Annotated in this window: 15 protein-coding genes; 3 read left to right on the top strand and 12 right to left on the bottom strand. The window is 65.2% G+C overall.

Going from position 1 to position 17,640, the window contains the following annotated elements:
• Nucleotides 1-17 precede the first annotated feature (17 nt).
• Nucleotides 18-1,751: an alkaline phosphatase family protein gene (locus D9V28_RS09555; protein ID WP_229727839.1), complete on the bottom strand. Its 1,734-nt coding sequence runs from the start codon at nt 1,749-1,751 to the stop codon at nt 18-20.
• A gap of 30 nt (nt 1,752-1,781) precedes the next feature.
• On the opposite strand from D9V28_RS09555, the gene D9V28_RS09550 reads away from it, so the two are divergent.
• The 3 genes from D9V28_RS09550 to D9V28_RS09540 all read left to right on the top strand — a co-directional run bounded on the left by D9V28_RS09550 (nt 1,782) and on the right by D9V28_RS09540 (nt 4,546).
• Nucleotides 1,782-2,447 carry an SDR family NAD(P)-dependent oxidoreductase gene (locus D9V28_RS09550; protein WP_121659462.1) on the top strand — a complete coding sequence of 222 codons (666 nt, stop codon included), beginning with the start codon at nt 1,782-1,784 and terminating at the stop codon, nt 2,445-2,447.
• A 63-nt stretch (nt 2,448-2,510) separates the two neighbouring features.
• Complete coding sequence (locus D9V28_RS09545) at nt 2,511-3,860, top strand: sensor histidine kinase (protein ID WP_229727841.1); 1,350 nt, start codon at nt 2,511-2,513, stop codon at nt 3,858-3,860.
• A complete protein-coding gene (locus tag D9V28_RS09540; protein WP_121659461.1) occupies nt 3,857-4,546 on the top strand; it encodes a response regulator in 690 nt (229 codons plus the stop codon). The genes D9V28_RS09545 and D9V28_RS09540 overlap by 4 nt, the downstream gene beginning before the upstream one ends.
• A gap of 30 nt (nt 4,547-4,576) precedes the next feature.
• On the opposite strand, the gene D9V28_RS09535 is transcribed toward D9V28_RS09540, so the two are convergent.
• The 11 genes from D9V28_RS09535 to D9V28_RS09485 form a co-directional block, all read right to left on the bottom strand.
• On the bottom strand, nt 4,577-5,452 hold the full coding sequence (locus tag D9V28_RS09535; RefSeq protein WP_121659460.1) for an HpcH/HpaI aldolase/citrate lyase family protein: 876 nt from the start codon (nt 5,450-5,452) through the stop codon (nt 4,577-4,579).
• Nucleotides 5,449-6,636 (bottom strand): CaiB/BaiF CoA transferase family protein, encoded by a 1,188-nt coding sequence (locus D9V28_RS09530; RefSeq protein ID WP_121659459.1) that lies wholly within the window; start codon nt 6,634-6,636, stop codon nt 5,449-5,451. Before D9V28_RS09530 ends, D9V28_RS09535 begins: the two co-directional genes overlap by 4 nt.
• Nucleotides 6,633-8,570, bottom strand: a complete 1,938-nt coding sequence (locus D9V28_RS09525) for an SUMF1/EgtB/PvdO family nonheme iron enzyme (RefSeq protein WP_121659458.1) — start codon at nt 8,568-8,570, stop codon at nt 6,633-6,635. The genes D9V28_RS09530 and D9V28_RS09525 overlap by 4 nt, the downstream gene beginning before the upstream one ends.
• Complete coding sequence (locus tag D9V28_RS09520) at nt 8,567-9,499, bottom strand: ribokinase (RefSeq protein WP_121659457.1); 933 nt, start codon at nt 9,497-9,499, stop codon at nt 8,567-8,569. Before D9V28_RS09520 ends, D9V28_RS09525 begins: the two co-directional genes overlap by 4 nt.
• Entirely contained in the window at nt 9,496-10,863 is a 1,368-nt protein-coding gene (locus tag D9V28_RS09515; protein ID WP_121659456.1) for an ADP-ribosylglycohydrolase family protein, read from the bottom strand. Before D9V28_RS09515 ends, D9V28_RS09520 begins: the two co-directional genes overlap by 4 nt.
• Nucleotides 10,860-12,029 (bottom strand): ADP-ribosylglycohydrolase family protein, encoded by a 1,170-nt coding sequence (locus D9V28_RS09510; protein ID WP_121659455.1) that lies wholly within the window; start codon nt 12,027-12,029, stop codon nt 10,860-10,862. The genes D9V28_RS09515 and D9V28_RS09510 overlap by 4 nt, the downstream gene beginning before the upstream one ends.
• A gap of 73 nt (nt 12,030-12,102) precedes the next feature.
• The gene (locus D9V28_RS09505; protein WP_121659725.1) at nt 12,103-13,398 is read right to left on the bottom strand and encodes an ABC transporter substrate-binding protein; all 1,296 of its coding nucleotides are present in this window, start codon (nt 13,396-13,398) and stop codon (nt 12,103-12,105) included.
• A gap of 42 nt (nt 13,399-13,440) precedes the next feature.
• Nucleotides 13,441-14,280, bottom strand: a complete 840-nt coding sequence (locus tag D9V28_RS09500) for a carbohydrate ABC transporter permease (protein ID WP_121659454.1) — start codon at nt 14,278-14,280, stop codon at nt 13,441-13,443.
• Nucleotides 14,277-15,209 carry a carbohydrate ABC transporter permease gene (locus tag D9V28_RS09495; RefSeq protein ID WP_121659453.1) on the bottom strand — a complete coding sequence of 311 codons (933 nt, stop codon included), beginning with the start codon at nt 15,207-15,209 and terminating at the stop codon, nt 14,277-14,279. Before D9V28_RS09495 ends, D9V28_RS09500 begins: the two co-directional genes overlap by 4 nt.
• Complete coding sequence (locus D9V28_RS09490; protein WP_121659452.1) at nt 15,206-16,282, bottom strand: LacI family DNA-binding transcriptional regulator; 1,077 nt, start codon at nt 16,280-16,282, stop codon at nt 15,206-15,208. The genes D9V28_RS09495 and D9V28_RS09490 overlap by 4 nt, the downstream gene beginning before the upstream one ends.
• Nucleotides 16,283-16,420: 138 nt before the next feature.
• Entirely contained in the window at nt 16,421-17,638 is a 1,218-nt protein-coding gene (locus D9V28_RS09485) for an MFS transporter (RefSeq protein ID WP_121659451.1), read from the bottom strand.
• Nucleotides 17,639-17,640: the final 2 nt, after the last annotated feature.

Here is a 17,640-nt window from a genome sequence, read left to right as displayed (position 1 = left end):
CGCGACCGGGTTACGGATCAATCGGAGAGCCCGAACAGCCCCCTGCCGTGTTGAACGAGAACGTCGTAGGCGTCGCCGTACGTCTCGGGGACGGGCCGGTTGGGCTCATACTTGGCGAGCAACAGCCCGAGCACCCCTTTGGCGGGCGGCGTCAGCGGGTGGTGCGCGTCGGTTTCGTGAACCTTCCCCTGTGACTCCGAGTTCGGTGGCACGTACGCCGGATGAGTGTCAGGCCACAGCGCCGGCTGCCGCGGTTGGGTCAGGGTGAGCGCGTTGGTGATGGGGGATGCTGTGTCGTTCCGCCTGCTCAGCGGTTTCAGGCCATGCAGTGCGCTCAGGGTGCTCGCAACGGCTCCGTGGTGCATTTCTTCGGAAATGATCGTGCCGGACGGCGTGTAGGCGGAGATCACCAGGGCCGGAACCCGGCAGCCGAGTCGGTCGAAGGTGAAGCCCATTTCGCCGGGTTTCTGATCCTTGTCCGGCGGGGTCGCCGGCGGGGGCGGCACATGGTCGAAGGTTCCACCGTGCTCGTCGAAGGTGACCAGGAGGGTCGTGTTCATGGCGTTCGAACCGGATCCGGACGCCGAGTTCTTGATCGAGGTATAGATCTCCGAGAGCAGCACCTCCCCGGCCCGCACATCGGAGAGCGCACCGTCGATGACCGGTTCACCGTCCACCTCGCTCTCGCGCAGCCGACCCACTGGCGGATGCATGTCGTTGTGGTTGAAGATCATCCGCGGTTCGATGAACGAGTATGCCGGCAGGGTGCCGTTTGCAACGTCCTGATGAAATTGCTTCATACCGCGGAAGTTGGACATCCAATACTTCTCGGTCGCCGCGGCATGGATGAGTCCGGTCAGCGAGATCAGCTGGTCGTCGTCGTAGTACACCCGCCAGGAAACCCCGGCGGCCTCGAGCTGGTTGAACAGGGTGGTTGTGAACCTCGGGTCGAGCCACTTGCGAATTCCGCCGTTCTCGACATTGGTGACGAACCCGTGCGAGGTGCCGGCGTGGAAGAACGATCGGTTACAGAACGTCTGTGACGGCACTGCGCAGTGCCAGGCGTCGTACACCGCGAAGTTGCGGGCCAGGGTGCTCATCACCGGAAGCATCTCCGGCGAGAATCCGCCCATCGCGGCCGCGTACTCGACCTCGGTCGGTTCTTTCCCCTGTTCGTGTCGATAGTTGATGATGTAGTCGGTCACGAACCCCGACATGGTCGGGGTGGCCCCTTTCGGCGGAGCGTTGAACGGTGACGCCGCGCCGCCCTCGGTCAGGTGGGCGTTGCCGGGCGGGTCGACAAGGTTGAACAACTGCGTGTTCACGTGCGGGTAGGTCTCACCAGGGTCGGGGTCCGGCTGCGACATCACCGTGTCGGTGGGCCCGTCGTACACGTGGGTGGCCACGACAGTGCCGTCTGGCGCCGTGTTGCTGTAGTCGCCATCCGTGACCCCCTGAAACGACTGGCCGCGCGGCGGATCGGTGTTCTCGTACAGTCGCCCGAGCAGGTTGTCGAACGAACGGTTCTCGAACATCACAACGACGAGGTGATCGAACCCGGGTTCGGACCGAGCGGGCACCGGCGTGTAGCCCAGGTCGGTCCCGACGTTCGCCGCGACGGCCGCACCGGCGAGGCCGCCGACCGCGAGCCCCGAAACCGCGATGCCGGACGCCCGGAAAAAGTCGCGACGCGATGCGCCCGACGACGGTTCTGGCTCACGTTCCCGCGATTCCATGGTTGATTCTGGCACGGCACCGCCTCACGCGGCCAGAATGGAGCCATGATCGCACTTGCCGGAAAACTCGTGCTCGTTGCCGGCGCCACAAGCACCGCAGGCGTTGCTGTCTGCCGTGAGCTGGCCGCGGCTGGCGCACGGGTGATCGCTGTCGGTTCCAATGAGGAGCGCCTGGCCCGGTTGACCGAGCAGGTACCGGATGCCATAAGCCAGGTTTATGACCTGGCCAGCTTCGACGACGTGGTCGCGTTGGGCGAACGCATCCACACTGAGATCGGTTCGGTCGACGGGCTCATCCACCTCGTCGGCGGGTGGCGCGGCGGCGGTGGGCTCTCCGGCCAGAGCGATGACGACTGGGAGTTCCTGCATTCCCGCATCGTCACCACCCTCCGTAACACCACGCGGGTGTTCGTCGACGACCTGCGCGAATCGCACGCGGGTCGGCTCGCCATCGTCTCGACCACCACCCTCGGCCACCCGATGCCGGGCGGCGCGAACTACGCCGCCGCGAAGGCCGCAGCCGAAACCTGGGTGCGTGCGATAGCGAACGGATTCGAGAAGTCCGCACCGACAGCATCCGTCACTGTCTTCGTCGTCCGTGCGCTCGACGGCCTCGAATCGCAACTGGCGACCGAGGTGACGCGTCTGTGGGACACGGACGTGGCATCCGCCCCCTTCTTCCGTCGTGTGCTCACACAGGACATGTCCTAGGTGCGCCCCGAACTCCGTCGCACGACGGATGCCGCAGCAACTCCCGGTCGCTAGCGTGGAACCGTGACTTCCACCTTCGTGCCCGCTCTCGACCCGAACGACCCCGCCTGGCGTCGGCCGACGGTCACGCCACGGCAGTTGCGCGCCGACGTCATTCTCGCTGTGGTGCTCTTCATCGGCACCCTGTTCAGCCTCATGCTCTACCAGGTGGCCGGTCTCTACGATGACCCGGCGCCGATGTGGCTCAGTCTGATCTGGGCCGTACTCATCACCCTGCCGCTCGCGCTTCGCCGCCGGTTCCCCAACACGGTGGCCATCGTCGTGTCGATCGCGTTCATCTGTGGCGGTGAACTGCACGTGCCTGAGCTGCTGATGTGCAACATCACCCTGTTCATGGCGTTGTACGCCGTTGGTGCCTGGGTGGACAACCGGCGCACCGCCCTGCTCGTGCGGGCCGTCATCATCGCCGCGATGCTCGGGTGGCTGGTGATCGCCATGTTCCGGCAGACCACAGACCCTGACGCGCTCGAGGGGCTCTCACGGGTGGGCGCGTTCTCGCCACTCGTGGCCTACCTGATGATCCAGATCCTCACAAACCTGCTCTACTTTGGTGGCGCGTACTACTTCGGCGACCGGTCATACAGCTCGGCACGGCAGAAGGCGCTGCTGGAGTACCGCACGGCGGAGCTCGAATACGAGCGGGAGCGCACCGAACAGCAGGCCGTCGCGCTCGAGCGGGTGCGCATAGCCCGAGAACTGCACGACGTCGTCGCCCACCACGTGTCGGTGATGGGCGTGCAGGCGGGCGCCGCCCGAACCGTGCTCGACTCGAACCCCGCGATGGCTCGGGACGCACTGGCGAACGTCGAAATCGGAGCACGCACAGCCATCGACGAACTGCAGAAGCTGCTGCACACCCTCAGGGAGACGGAGCATGACGACGATTCCGCCTCAACGAGCGCATCGACGCTCGGCCTCGACTCCCTCGACGCTCTGATCGCAGACTCCACGGCCTCCGGCCTGCCGACGACCCTCGAGGTCATTGGGAAACCTCGTGAGGTGCCAGGGCTGGTGCGCTTGAGCCTCTACCGGATTGCCCAGGAAGCGCTCACCAACGCCCGCAAGTATGCCGGGTCTACGGCGACCGCGGATGTTCGGGTGCGCTACCTCGACGACGCCGTCGAACTGGAGGTGGCGAACACCGGAACCGTTCCATCCCAACCGCGCCAGGGCGGGCTCGGCCACGTCGGCATGCAAGAACGCGTCGACGCGCTCGGTGGCACCCTCGAGCTCGGCCCGCGTGTTCGAGGTGGCTACCTGGTGCGCGCCCGGATCCCAGAAGACACAGTTTCAGTTGCCGACGCAACGCCGAGCCCTGCCAGGCAGCACACCACCCAGGAGATTCCACGATGACAGCCACCCGAGTGCTCCTCGCCGACGACCACGAAATGGTGAGGGCCGGGTTTCGGATCATTCTCGGTTCGCAGGCGGACATTGAGGTGGTGGGAGAGGCCGCAACAGGAACCGAAGCCCTTGCCCGCGCCGCTGAACTCCAGCCGGACGTCATTTGTATGGACGTGCAGATGCCAGACATGGACGGACTGGAAGCGACAAGGCGAATCACCTCGAACGACGACGGAACATCCGCTGTCCTCATCCTCACCACGTTCGACCGCGACGACTACCTGTTCGAGGCATTGTCGGCAGGAGCGAGTGGGTTCCTGCTGAAAAACTCCACTCCCGAGCAGCTCATCGACGCCGTTCGGGTGGTTGCGGCCGGCGACGCGCTCCTCGCTCCGGCGGTGACCCGTCGCGTGATCGAAAGATTCGGCAGTCGAACGGATGCTCCGGCGAGCGGTGCAGGGACGTCCCCCGTTTCGCGACCGGCGGCTCTCGACACCCTCACCGAGCGAGAGTCCGAAGTGCTCACGCTCGTCGCGCAGGGCCTGTCGAACGCCGAAATCGCTCAGCAACTCTTCGTCGGCGAGGCGACCGTGAAGTCACACGTGTCGAAGGTGCTGCAGAAGCTCGGCCTGCGCGACCGCATCCAGGCCGTCGTCTACGCCTACGAGCACGGGGTCGCTGTTCCGGGGTCCTGACCTCGGCTCAGTTCACCACACCCAGCGATGTTATGGCCCCGCCTGCGGCATCCCGCCCGGCGGATTGCCACGCGCTCCGAGCACCCTCTCGGCAGCCCGCACCATGGCGATGTCGATAAACGTGCCATCGTCAAGCACGAAAGCGCCGGTGCCGTCCGCAGCGGCGGACTTCACGCGGTCGACGATGCCCTGTGCCCGGGTTATTTCCGCAGCGCTGGGTGTGAAAATCCGTCGAATGACCTCGAGCTGACGCGGGTGCACTGCGGTGCGGCCGGCGAACCCGAGCGCGCGGCCGGCACGGCAACTCGCCTCGAGACCCTCAAGGTCGGTGACATCGGCGAAGACGGCCATCAAAGGCGCCCGGATGCCGGCAGCGGCGGCGGCATTCACGATACGGCTGCGTGACCACGCGAGCCCGACCTCGCCCTCCGGTCCCGCCGGGACGCCGAGCTCGGCTCGGAGGTCGGCCTCCCCGGTTGCGATGGACGAGACACCCGAGCGTGCAATCTCGAATGCGCGCTCGATCGAGATCGCCGACTCGAGGAGTGCATGCACCTCGCGGCCCGGCAACGCGGCCCGGATCGTGGCGACGTCCTCAGCGGACTGGGTCTTGGGCAAGCGAACGCCGAACGCGGCGGGGAGTTCGGCGAGCGCCGTGAGATCGGCGTCGTGCGCGAACGATCCGACACCATTGACGCGCACCTGCACCGCGGGCGCTCGCTCGCCACGGGCGTGCCATTGCGCGGCGAAGGTCGGAAGCGCTGCACGGGCCTCCGTCTTCCGCGATGCGGTGACGGCATCTTCAAGATCGACGATGACCGCGTCCGCCCCGGCGTCGAGAGCCTTCTCGAACCGTTCCGGTCGGTCTGCCGGCGCATACAGCGCGACGATGGTCGTCCGGCTCATGTAATGCTCCCTGTCGCGCGGAGAGCCGCAAGTTCCTCGGTTGAATAGCCCAGCTCGCCCAGCACCGCGTCCGTGTCCGCGCCGTGCGCACGCCCCGTGAACGCGATGGTCGCTTCATCCCGCGAAAGCCTAAACAGTGGGCCTTGCATGGCCATGTCACCAAGATCGGCATCGTGAATGCGGTGGATAGTGCCAAGCGCGTTGAACTGCGGGTCTGCGACGATGTCAGACGGCTCATAGATCGGCGCGACGGCGGCTTCCGCTTGCTCGAACGCTGCGATCACCTCGTCGCGCGAGCGTTGCGCGATCCAGCCGCCGACGGCCTCATCAAGAAGGTCGGCGTGCTCGGCGCGGGTTGCCCCGGTGGCAAACCATGCCTCATCAGCGAGTTCAGGTCGACCAACGAGAGCAATGACACGCTCGGCGATCGACTGCGCGCTGGTCGAGATTGCGACCCAGGATCCGTCGGCCGTTCGGTAGGCGTTGCGCGGTGCATTGTTGACTGAACGGTTTCCCGTCCTTGGCTGCACCGTGCCGAGCTGGTCCCATCGCGTGATCTGCGGGCCGAGCATGGCGAGGATCGGCTCGATGATCGCGACATCGATTTCCTGGCCGACGCCATCTCGGTCGCGAGCATGCAGGGCGACCATGATCGCGTACGCCGTGGCGAGAGAGGCGACGCCGTCCGCGAGGCCGAACGGAGGAAGCGTCGGCGGACCATCCGGCTCACCAGTGGACGAAGCAAACCCGCTCATCGCCTCAGCCAGCGTGCCGAAACCCGGTCGGCGTCTGTACGGACCGATTTGGCCGAATCCGGTCACGCGCGCGAGCACCAATCCGGGATTTTCGGCGGAGAGTGCGGCGTAGTCCAACCCCCACCGCTCGAGCGTGCCGGGGCGGAAGTTCTCGATCACAACATCGGCGGTTGTGGCGAGTCGAACGAACGCGTCTCGCCCGCCGTCTGTGTGCAGGTCAATCGCCACGGTGCGCTTGTTGCGACCGAGAGTTTTCCACCAGAGGTTCTGCCCGTCCTTGCTCGGCCCGTGGCCGCGTGCCGGATCGGGCCGGTGGGGATGCTCGACCTTGACAACGTCGGCACCCATATCGCCGAGGTGCATCGCGGCCATCGGACCGGCGAACAGAGTCGAGGCGTCAACAACCCGCACTCCGTCAAGCGCACTCATGGCTTCTCCTCCCTGCAGATGCGGAAACCGATTGACGGCGATGCGTCCTGACCGAGTCCGGGCAACAGCAGTTTGGCGCTGAACTCCGGAGGCTTCACCCCGCCGTCGAAGTACCAGTCCGAATCAACACTGCGATGGGCGCTTCCACCCTTAAGCATCACGAATCGCGTGCGACCGTCCGAATACTCCGACTCGGTCCAGTTCCACACTTCGGGCGCACGACGGGTGAAGCCAGGCCGGGTTGCGGCAAGCTGCCACTCATCTTCGGTGGGGAGCCGGCCTCCCGCCCAGGCCGCGTACTCTCGAGCGCGCATGAACGTCACATTTGTCGCGGGACGTTCAGGGTCTGTGCCGCGCGCGTCTTCCCCGATCGCTTCGAGGAATCGAGCGAACTCAGCTTCGCTCACCTCGGTGGCAGCGACCTGCACAAGCCGCGGAACGGCCACCGCGCGGTCGAGGGTGCGCTGATCGTGCAGCCGTGGAGGAAGCGGCTTCCATTCGTCAACGTACGGCGCACCGTCGTACATGCCGGTCTCTCTCATTCGGAATCGCACGGTGAGCATGTACTCGCCAGCTGTCACCTCGACGCAGGGTGAGCCCATGGATTCGGGAGGCACGACCGGACCGTTCCACCGCGGCGCGGCAAGACGACGGGAGGTTCGGTGCGGGAACGTATCGTCGCGGTGGGCAGCTTCGTCGGCGAGCGCTGCCCGCGCAAACCCGAGCGCGTCCGGAATTGTGGCTCCAGGGCCGATTTGCACGGCGGCGGCGATCCCGCCAGCGGGCACAGTAATCGCATCGGCGGTGTCGCCCACGTGCAGCGGCAACCATCCCGAGCCGGGAGGGACGTAGACGGCGCTGTCGTCTGCCGTGTTGGCGAGGAGCATCAACGTCACGCCGCCGCGCTCAAAAGTGGATCCGACCACCCCACCGTCACGCACGGTGAGCGGGGTCCACTCTCCATCGACCAGCCAGCGCTGGAACCCGCGCTGAACCGGGAGCATGCGGCGCAGGGTCGCTGCATCCCGGTCGTTCCAGCCGACCCACGCACCGAAGACGACCTCCCAGACCATGATGCCGACGCCGTTGAGCCAGGCCGATCGAAGTTCGGCCGCATGATCGCGGTGCCAGCGGCGGATGTGGTGCTGCATGTGACGGCGTTCGAACCACCGGGCGCGAAGCACGCCCGGAACTTCGGAATCGGCGAACCACTGCGCCCAGGAAAGCGTGTGGTCGGCGATCCGCTCCGTCGCAAGCTTGGACTCTCCCTCGAGGCCGATGCCGGGGCGGGCAGCATCGAGAGCAGCAACGAGTTCGGGATCAGCCTTCTTGAGAGTGTCGAGGAAGACGCCGTCAGCCCCAAGACGGCGGACCGTCGCCGCGAGTTCGTTCTGGTCTGCGCCCGCGCGACGAGTCCCTGTGTCCCAGGGGTTGTAATCGAGGAAGACGGCGACGCCTTCGCCCCGCAACACTGCCGCGACGTCGGCCAGCCCTGGCACGTCGTAGAAGTCCCACTGATTGCGATCGTCGATGCCGATGACCGGATACGCGTGCCACAGCACGACACCGTCGAGTCCGCCGAAACGCTCCCGCGCGTCAGCGAGAAATCGCTCAGGGGTAAACCGCTGTGTCGCGAAGTCGAAGAACAGTTCGTCCCACAACCAGACCTGCGCCACAGTGAAACATTCGCTTGCCCAGGCTGATGCGGGGTCGTCGTACCGGGTGGGCTCACCATGGCGTCGCCTCGCGCCATCGCGCCACGCGTCGAGTTGGGACCGCCACTCGTGAAGGTCCTTTGCGTCGTCTGGCGCCGCAAAGATCTTGGCGTCGTCGAGAGCGATTGCCGCGTCCCCCGCGGAGACGTCCACGTCGAGTGGAACTCGCGTTGGCAAGTCCAGTTCCCGCGGGTGCAATGGGTTGAATCCGCCGCTCATTCGTTGGCCCTTTCGATCAGCGCGGCAACCTCTGCCGCGGAGGGCACTGCATCCTGCGCGCCCGTGCGAGTGACCGCAATCGCGGCCGCAGCCGCCCCCGCCCGAGCGGCGTCTGCGAGCAAGGCAGCATCGACATCTCCCGGCACTCGGCCGGATGCCGCGAGAGCGGCGGCGAACACTCCGCAGAACGTGTCTCCCGCACCCGTCGTATCGACCGCATCGGCTGCAAAGGCAGGAACGTCAGCTCGCTCTTCCCCACAGACGACAATCGACCCGCGACGCCCGAGGGTCACGACGAGCGCGCGTACGGAAGGCGCAAGCGACATCACGGCCGTCTCGAGATCGTTCACGCCAGCAATGTCGAGCGCCTCATGCTGATTGACAATGAGCACATCGACGGAGGCGAGCAGCGCGGCGCTAGCCGCGACGAACGGCGCCGACGGCGCGGCGTTGAGGAGATGCCAGGCCTGGGCGCCGCGGGTGGAAGCAGCATCCTGCACCAGGTCAGTCGGAATCTCCAGTTGTGTGAGCAAGACACTCGCTGTCGCCACGAGTGAACGCTGCTCGGGCGTGAGAGTGGTCGCTGCCGCATTCGCCCCGGGTACAACGACGATCGCGTTGTCCGCGGAGTCGTCTACCGAGATGAACGCCATGCCGCTCGGTCCCTCCACCTGTGACAGTCCCGAGACGTCGATTCCGTCGACGACGAGGGCATGACGAAGACCCTCACCCTCCTGATCCGAGCCAACAGAACCGACGAAAGCAACGGAGGCTCCTCCCGCACGGCGTGCAGCGACGGCCTGATTGGCGCCTTTCCCACCGCCGGTGCGCACCATCGCGGACGCGAGTACCGTCTCGCCCGGGCCAGGGATCCGGTTGACACGAGCGACGACGTCCTGATTGATGCTGCCTACCACGACGACACTCATGACATACCTGCCGACAGGCGAAGCGTGCGCTCGGCGAGTTCGCGGATAGATCGCTCTGTGCCGCCGGGCATCGAGGTGGCGATACGGTCCTTCAGCGGTGCGGTCCACGCCTCATCGATCCCGTCAGCCCCCAGGAGTCCGCCGACGACGGACCCGACTGTTGCGCCGACTGAATCGGTGTCCCAGCCGCCGGCAACGGCGAACGCGATTGCGGCACCGAAATCGTCGCCGTATGCCTGAAGAGCGCACGCAGCGAGCGCCGCATTGTTCAGGGTGTGCACCCAGTGCATGCCTTCGAAAGCTTCGTGCAGGGTGTCGAGGGCTGAGTCCACGGTGAGCAAACCACCAGTGAGCGAGCGACCCGTCTCGCGGCCGAGGCGCACCGCGGCCGCGAGACGTGAGGCCGGAGGAACAACCGTGTCAGCGGCATCCAATGCCTCGTCGGCCGATCGCGCTACCAACGATGCAGAGCAAAGCGCTGCAGCCCACATCTCGCCGTATATGCCGTTGCGAGTGTGGCTGAGTCGAGCATCGGTCCACGCCGATGCGGCAGCGGCACGCACGTCGCTGGGGTGCGCCCAGCCGTGCACATCGGCACGGATGAGGGCTCCGATCCATTCGCGGAAGGGGTTGTGATGCGTGGCAGTATCCGGGACCGGCCGCGCGTCGAGGATGTTCCGATAGGCGGCACGCTCGGCGGTGAAGACTCGCCCCGCTGGGAGTGCACCCAGCCAGGCTTCCGCAACGTGCTCAGTTGTCAGGTTCTTGCCGTGGGTCTCGAGCAGGTCGAGGGCGAGGATCGGGAAGTTGAGATCGTCATCCTCGGGCATGCCGTTGATGTTCTCGATGAGAGAGGTCGGCGCTGAGCGACGGTTCCACGGCCAGCGCCGCGCGATCTCGTCGGGGAGCCCGACAGCCGTGAAGTATGTCCGGATCGGCCAGTTCCCTGTGGCACGAGCGATCTGCTCGATGCCGCTGCGAGGGATCTTCTCCACGGGCTTTCCAAGCAGGCAACCCGCGGACCGGCCGAGCCAGGCACCGTGCACACGGGTGAACGCGACGGATGCGTCAGCGGGAGCTACCGCCGCGGGAAGCAAGGCGACGATATCGGACCACTCGTCCGGTTCGTCGACGCTGGGCGCGTGCAAGGCCTGCAACTCCTCGAGCACCGCGCGTGCGAGTACGCGCAGCTCCGGAGCAGCAGATTCAGCACTCGCGCCTGACGGCGCGAGTGCGATCGATCCGCCGGCATCCGCCCATCGCCGTTGGATGGGGGCGAGATCGCTCTCGGCAGCGCCCTGTTCGCGAAGCGCGGCCAGTTCGGCCGGAACCAGGTCCTCCGGCTGCGCCCACGTCAATCTCACGCGTGGCCCTCGTCGCCGAGCACCGTCGCAAGGGCGTTCACTCGCCGAGACGCGCGATCGGCGTCCGCTCGTGCAACATCACGGACGACCTCTGTCATCGATGTCACCACCCCGTCGAGATCGAGTCGGCTCGCGGTAGTCACGCCTGAGACCCACTCGGTCGGAACGGCGTTGTGGCCGTGGATGCCGCCGCAGATAGCGCCGGCCATCGTCGCGATCGAGTCGGAGTCACGGCCATAGTTCACGGCGTCGAGCACCGCAGCTCGGAGGTCTCCGTCGCGAGCGACAACGAAACCAAGCGCGACCGGAAGTTCCTCGATCGACTTAGTCCGGGACGGCAGTCGGGCATCCATCGCGGGCGAGCGGTAGTGTTCGCCCACTGTGTCGAACGGGGCTACGGCCGTACGCACGACTCGAGCGAGGTCCCGCGGGTCGTCCGACCCACCTGCGGAGATGAAGGTGTCGACGGCGTCGAAGACGGCCCGGATTGCGGCTGCAGTACCGTCGTGAGCGACATCGAGAACAGCAGAGCGCACGTCAGCGACGGTAGCGCCAGGCGCTGCGGACGCCGCAACAGCCGCGGCAAACACCCCTGCGGCTTCACGCCCATAGGACGACTGGTGCGCTCCGGCGATGTCGATGGCCTCAGCGTAGGCACCGTGCGGGTCTCCAATGTGCACGAGCCCGACTGGAGCCATGTACATGGTTGCACCGCAATTAACGATGTTGCCGACGCCCGCCTCACGGGGATCAGCGTGGCCGTAGTGAAGTTTTGCGACGATCCACTTCTCGGCGAGAAAAACCCGCTGCAAGATGAGCGCCTGGTCCTCGAGCTCGGGGACCCAGCGTCGCTCGCCAATCATGAGAGGCACAAGATCACCCGCGACGTCGTACGCATCGAGGTGGCGACGCCTTTTCGCATAGACCTCCACGAGAGCGTGCGTCATGAGGGTGTCGTCCGTGACGTGCCCGTCTCCCTTGTGGTACGGCGCGATCGGCCGCGCGGTTTTCCAATCGGCGAGGAATGGTCCAACGATTCCCTCGACTCGGCCGCCGTGGCGCTCTTCAATCTGCTCAGGAGTCCACCCCTCGGTCGCACCCCCCAGAGCATCCCCAACTGCGGCACCAGCGAGCACTCCAGCCACTCGATCTTCCAACACGAACATTCGCACTCCTTTTGAACCTTCAATTTTCGACAACGCGCGGGGGCGAACAGACGGCTCGCCCCCGCAGGCGTCATCAGCCGGCGATGCTTGACCAGCCGTCGGTCAGCTGCTCAGCTAGCTGGTCGGCGGTGATCTGGTCGGCGAGATACTGCTGGAAAGCTGGCGTGGCGACCGTGTCCTTCCACTCCGTGTACTTCTCCACTTTGAGGAACGGCGGCCCGACGAGACCTTCACCGGATTTCAGCACCTGAGTCCAGGCGGGGTTGTCCGCGGCCAGCTTCTCCACCTCGGCGCGCGCCGAGTCAGACGATGGGATGAGCGCGTCGGCGTAGGCGATCTGAGCCAGGTTGTCGCCGCTCATGAAGAAGTTGAGGAACTCGGCGGACTCCTTCACGTGCTCGGAATCGATATTGACCGAGTACGTCTGCGGGTTTGCGGCCTGGATGGCGCCTTCGGAGCCTTCCAGCGGCGGAAGGGCGACCCAGTTGAGTCCCTCCGGTGCGTCGTTGGCGATGTTTGTCGCTTGGAACGAACCCTGCACGGTCATCGCGGCCTTTCCACCGTAGAACGACGCGAGCACGTCTGATCCCGACTGGGTGAGAGAGGTGGGATCGACCGATTTGTCGGTGTACGTCATCTCATGGATCAGCTCGGGCACGGCGAGTTCCGCTTCACCAACCTCAATCGAGGCATCGGTGCCATCGCCGGAGAAGAAGCCGCCATCGAAGCCGAGTGCCAGGCTCATAATCGTTGCGGTCGGCGATGCGAGTCCCCACCCGAGGCCGTAGGTTTCGCCCGTGGTCGTCGCCGCTGCCATCTCCTGCAGTTGCTTCCACGTCATCGTTTCGCCGGTGGGAATCTCCACGCCGGCGGTCTCCAGAAGGTCGGCGTTGGCGAAGACCATGTACGACTGCAGTGTCGATGGGTACGCAATGATCTCTCCGTCCTGGGTGACGGAGTCCCAGATGCCGTCGGAGATGTCCGACTTCAGGTCGCTGTCGATGTAGTCAGTGAGATCGGCGAGATAGCCGTCGGCCGCGAAGGAGGCGATCGAGCTGGCTTCATAGTGAATGATGTCCGGTGCCGTTCCACCAGTGAACTGTGTGACGAGCTTGTCGAACGTCCCGTCCCATCCCGCCTGGACGATCTCGACCTGGACGTCGGAGTTCTCCGCGTTCCACTCATCGACGATCGCCTTTACGGCCGCTTGGGCGTCTGGCTGGTCTGACAGCGACTGGAACTGAAGGGTAATGGCGCCCCCCTCGCCGTCATTGCTGTCCTTGGTTGCGCTGCCCTGCTGGCATCCGCCCAGGGTGAGGATCGCGATCCCCGCGAATGCGATGGCGCCTATGCCTCGTATTCTCTTCATGTTGTTCGCCTTTCTCATTGTGATTCCACTTGGTGGGTTGGGTCAGCCCTTGACTGCGCCGGCGAGCATTCCGCCGGTCAGCTTCTTCTGGAGGATGCTGAAGATGATGAGCGACGGGATCGTCGCCAGGATCGCGCCAGCGGCAAGCGGACCGAGTTGGGTCTGCCCTTCCGCGCCCAGGAATGACCGCAAAGCGATCGGAAGGGTATAGAACTCGGGACTCTGCAACAGCACGAGAGCGAGGAAGAACTCGTTCCACGCCGAAACGAAAGTGAACATCGCGGTTGCGACGAGACCGGGTGCGAGCAGAGGAAGGATGATCGTCCGGAGGATTGTCAGACGTGACGCACCGTCCATCTCGCCCGCTTCTTCCAGCTCGGTCGGAATCGCCGCGACGTACCCCTGCAGCATCCAGAGAGTGAACGGCAGCGTGAACGTGACGTAGACCAGGATCAAACCGAACAGAGTGTCGTTCAGATTGATGGTCCGCAACACCAAAAACAGCGGAATGATGATGAGGATCGATGGGAAGACCTGGCTGGTGAGAATCCACACCGTTCCAACGGCTCGCATACGCCCTTGGAAGCGGGCGAGCGCGTAGGCCATCGGCATCGACAGCAGCACGGTGATCAGCATCGTCGCGATCGAGACGAAGAGCGAATTACCCGCCGCGAGCAAGAGATTTTGACGCTCAAGCGCCGCACCGTAGTTGCTGAAGTCCCACTCCGCAGGCAGCAAGTTCACGGCTAGCGAGTTCAACTCCCCGCTCGACTTGAAAGAGGCGGACAGCAGCCACAGCAGCGGAAACCCGAGAAAGAAGAGAAAGGCTGCGAGAGCCACGTACATCAGCACCGTTGCGTACCAGGGGCGCTTCGTGTTCATGAGCGGGATCCCTTCGTCTGACGGAACTGGTTGATGAGATAGAGCGACAGGATGAGCATGATGGCGATCACGAGCACGTCACCCATCGCCGACGCGTAGCCAATTTCGCGGTTGCGGAACGCCTCAAGGTAAGTGAACAGCGGGGGAATCATCGTGCGCCCGCCCGGACCGCCCTCGGTGAGAACGTAAATGAGTCCGAAGGAGTTGAACTGCCAAATGAAGTCGAGCGCGGTGACGGCGACGATGATGGGGCGTAGCCCCGGGAGTGTGATGTGCCAGAAACGGCGGAAGACGCCGGCGCCGTCGACGGCCGCCGCCTCGTGCTGCTCTGCCGAGATGGACTGCATTCCGGCAAGCAGCAGCACAGTCGTCTGTGGGATACCCGACCACACTCCGACGAGAATGACCGCGGGGAGCGCCGTCGAGAAGTCGCCGAGCCAGTTGACGCCGGGTATTCCAATCGCTTCGAGCGCGCCGTTGAGGGGACCGGAGTTGGGGTTGTAGATCATCCTCCACACGATTGCGATCACCACCGGTGGCATCGCCCATGGAATCAGGGCCAGAACTCTGGTGAGACCCTTCAGCTTCAAGTCGCTATTGAGCAGCAACGCGAGCCCCATGGCACAGACCAAGGTGAGAAGCGCTACCGATCCGGCCCAGATGATGCCAATGCCGAACGACTCCCAGAACCGGCTATCGCCGAGCAACTCGATGAAGTTGCCAAACCCGATGAAGTTGATCTCCGCGTTGCGCTTCAACGTTGCGTCCGTGAAACCGAGCGCGACACCGCTGACCAGCGGGATGACGGAAAAGATGAGAATCGGGAGGAGCGCGGGAATAACGAGGGCGACGGCTTCTCGGCGCTGCGCGCGGGCGCGGTGACCGACCCGCGTCGTCTGCCTCGGGGTTTTGGTGGCGGACGCTCTCATCCGGCTGCCTCCTCTGTGCCGAATGCGGTGGCCTCGTCGCCGTGCTCGAGTGCCGGTGCAACGCGTTTCGGCCCGTGACCAGCTACGAGTGAAGATCCGCGCACAACGAGCGACGGCGCTACCGTGACGGTGTGTGCAGCACGCGAGGGCTCAGCGATGCGCGCAAGCAGGAGCTCGGCCGCAACACGGCCGCGTTCCTCCGCCCCGAGGTCGACGCTTGTCAGCCCCGGTCGAACCACCCCGGCGAGTTCCGTGTTGTCAATACCGGTGACTGCGATGTCGCGCGGGATCGTCAAGCCAAGGTCCTCGGCTGCCCGGATCGCGCCGATAGCGATCAAATCGTTGGCGGCGACGACGGCGTCTGGGCGTTGGTCGCCCGCGAGGACCTGCCGCACTGCGGTGTATCCGGCGGCGATCGTGAAGTCTTGAGCATCAACGGTGCGTGTTGAGAGATAAGGATGGGAGGTTACCGCCGCAGCGAAACCGTCCCGGCGAAACGCGCCCGGTGTTGTGTCCGTCGGACCATTCACGAAGGCGATGTCCCGTCGCCCCTCGGTAACGAGGTGGTCCACAATGAGCCGCATCGCGGTAAACGAGTCGGCGCGCACGGTATCCAGGCGCGCGCCGTCGGGAAGGCGACCGAGAACCACGACGGGCGTCGGGCTTTGGGCGAGAGCGGTGAGGAGTTCGTCGGTAATGCGAAGCGGCGAGAGGATCATGCCGTCGACATACCCACGACCCAGGTCGCGCACGACGTCAACGGACGACGAGGTGGTACCCGTCGAAGAGAGGAGCAGACGGTAACCGGACGCTGAGACCACACGCTCGATCGCACTCATCATCTCGACGTAGACCGGGTTTCCGATGTCGGCAACGGCATATGCAAGCTGATTGGTGCGGCCCCGTTGAAGTGATTGAGCCGTCGCATCGGCGACGTAGCCCAAAACTGCCGCCGCGTGCCTCACCTTCGCGATTGTCTCCGCGCTGGCGATCTGGCCATTTAGAGCCCGTGACGCAGACGCGACCGACACGCCTGCATGAGCGGCAACCTGTGTGATGGTGACCCGGACCAATTCTCTCCTTTGAGGACTGTAAACGTTTCCAGCGGTGCACACGAACATGCCACCTGACCGCTCGACTGTCAAGCTTTCAAGGGATCGGCGTCGATTCTTGGTCCGCTCGGGCAGCGTTCACGTGAGGAGAGCGCGCGCCTAAGCTTGGTCGCCAGCCGTTCGCGGCTCGGCCGGCATGCGCAGAGCGAACAGGGACGTGGCCGCGAGGAAAACGGCGGCGAGCCCGAATGCCAGCGGGAACGAGCCCGTGTCGACGAGCCAGCCGGCGACGAGCGGGCCGATGATCGCACCAAGGTCGCTGGCCATCGAGAACACGGCCACAGGCCGACCGCCCTTCGACCCAGCGGTTGCATCGCCGACCGACGCCGCCGGCGCCGTTCCCATGAACGCGGCAGCCACTCCGTACACAGCGAGAAGCACGGTGAGCACGATCATGTTCGGCGCGAACGAGATGCCCAGGATGGTGAGCGAAGCGACGGCGTACGCGCCCAGGATCGCCGGCCTGCGGCCGACGGTGTCAACGAACTTTCCGGCGGGAGCCAGCGCGAGCGTCTGCGCAACGGCGGCGATCGCGAAGGCAATACCGGTCCACGCCGGTTCGCCAAGGAGCACGTCCACAACGAGCACCGGGATGAGCGCACTGCGAACGCCGAGCGATGTCCAGCCGTTCGCGAAACTGGCAAGCACAGCAACGCGGAACCGGGTGTCGCGAAGCACAACCCGGAAGGGCACGACGTCGACCGGCGCCGAGGCGGCGACGTCCCGCGACTTCGGTTGCAGCAGCAGCACGCCGACAAGCCCGGCGATCGCGAGGGTTCCCGCGTAGAAGAAGAACGGGGCGGTGAGCGAGATCGAGGCTAGTACACCGCCGATGGCCGGTCCGGCCATTCCGCCGAGGAGGAAACCGCCCTGATAGAAGCCAACGGCACGGCCGCGCTGGGTCGACGGTGTTGAACCGAGCAGCAGGGTCATCGCCGAGACGGTGAACATCGCCGAACCGATACCGCCGATTCCGCGCAACATCAACACCTCGACGTAGCTCTGCGCGATTCCGACGAGCCCGCTCGACAGCGCGACGATCCCGATACCGACCGCGAGGAGGACACGCTCCCCGACCCAGTCGATGAGTCGCCCACAGAACGGGCTCGTGACGAAGCGCATCAGCGCGAATGCCGAAACGACCGCGCCGACCTCGACGTACCCCACTCCGAACGTGGCCACATAAACAGGAAGCACCGGGATGACCACACCGAAACCGACCATTACGAAGAATGCGACCACCCCGAGCACGAGAACATCGCGCGGCAGCCGCGGCCGCTCGGGGTCACGACGCCTGCTGAGGGGAAGGGCGGGCATCA

Origin of the sequence: Mycetocola zhadangensis, from assembly GCF_003668565.1 — a bacterium.
In the GTDB taxonomy this organism is placed as follows: Bacteria; Actinomycetota; Actinomycetes; order Actinomycetales; family Microbacteriaceae; genus Mycetocola_A; species Mycetocola_A zhadangensis.
Note: the sequence above shows the minus strand (reverse complement) of the source record. Positions and strands in the feature narration are given on the sequence as shown.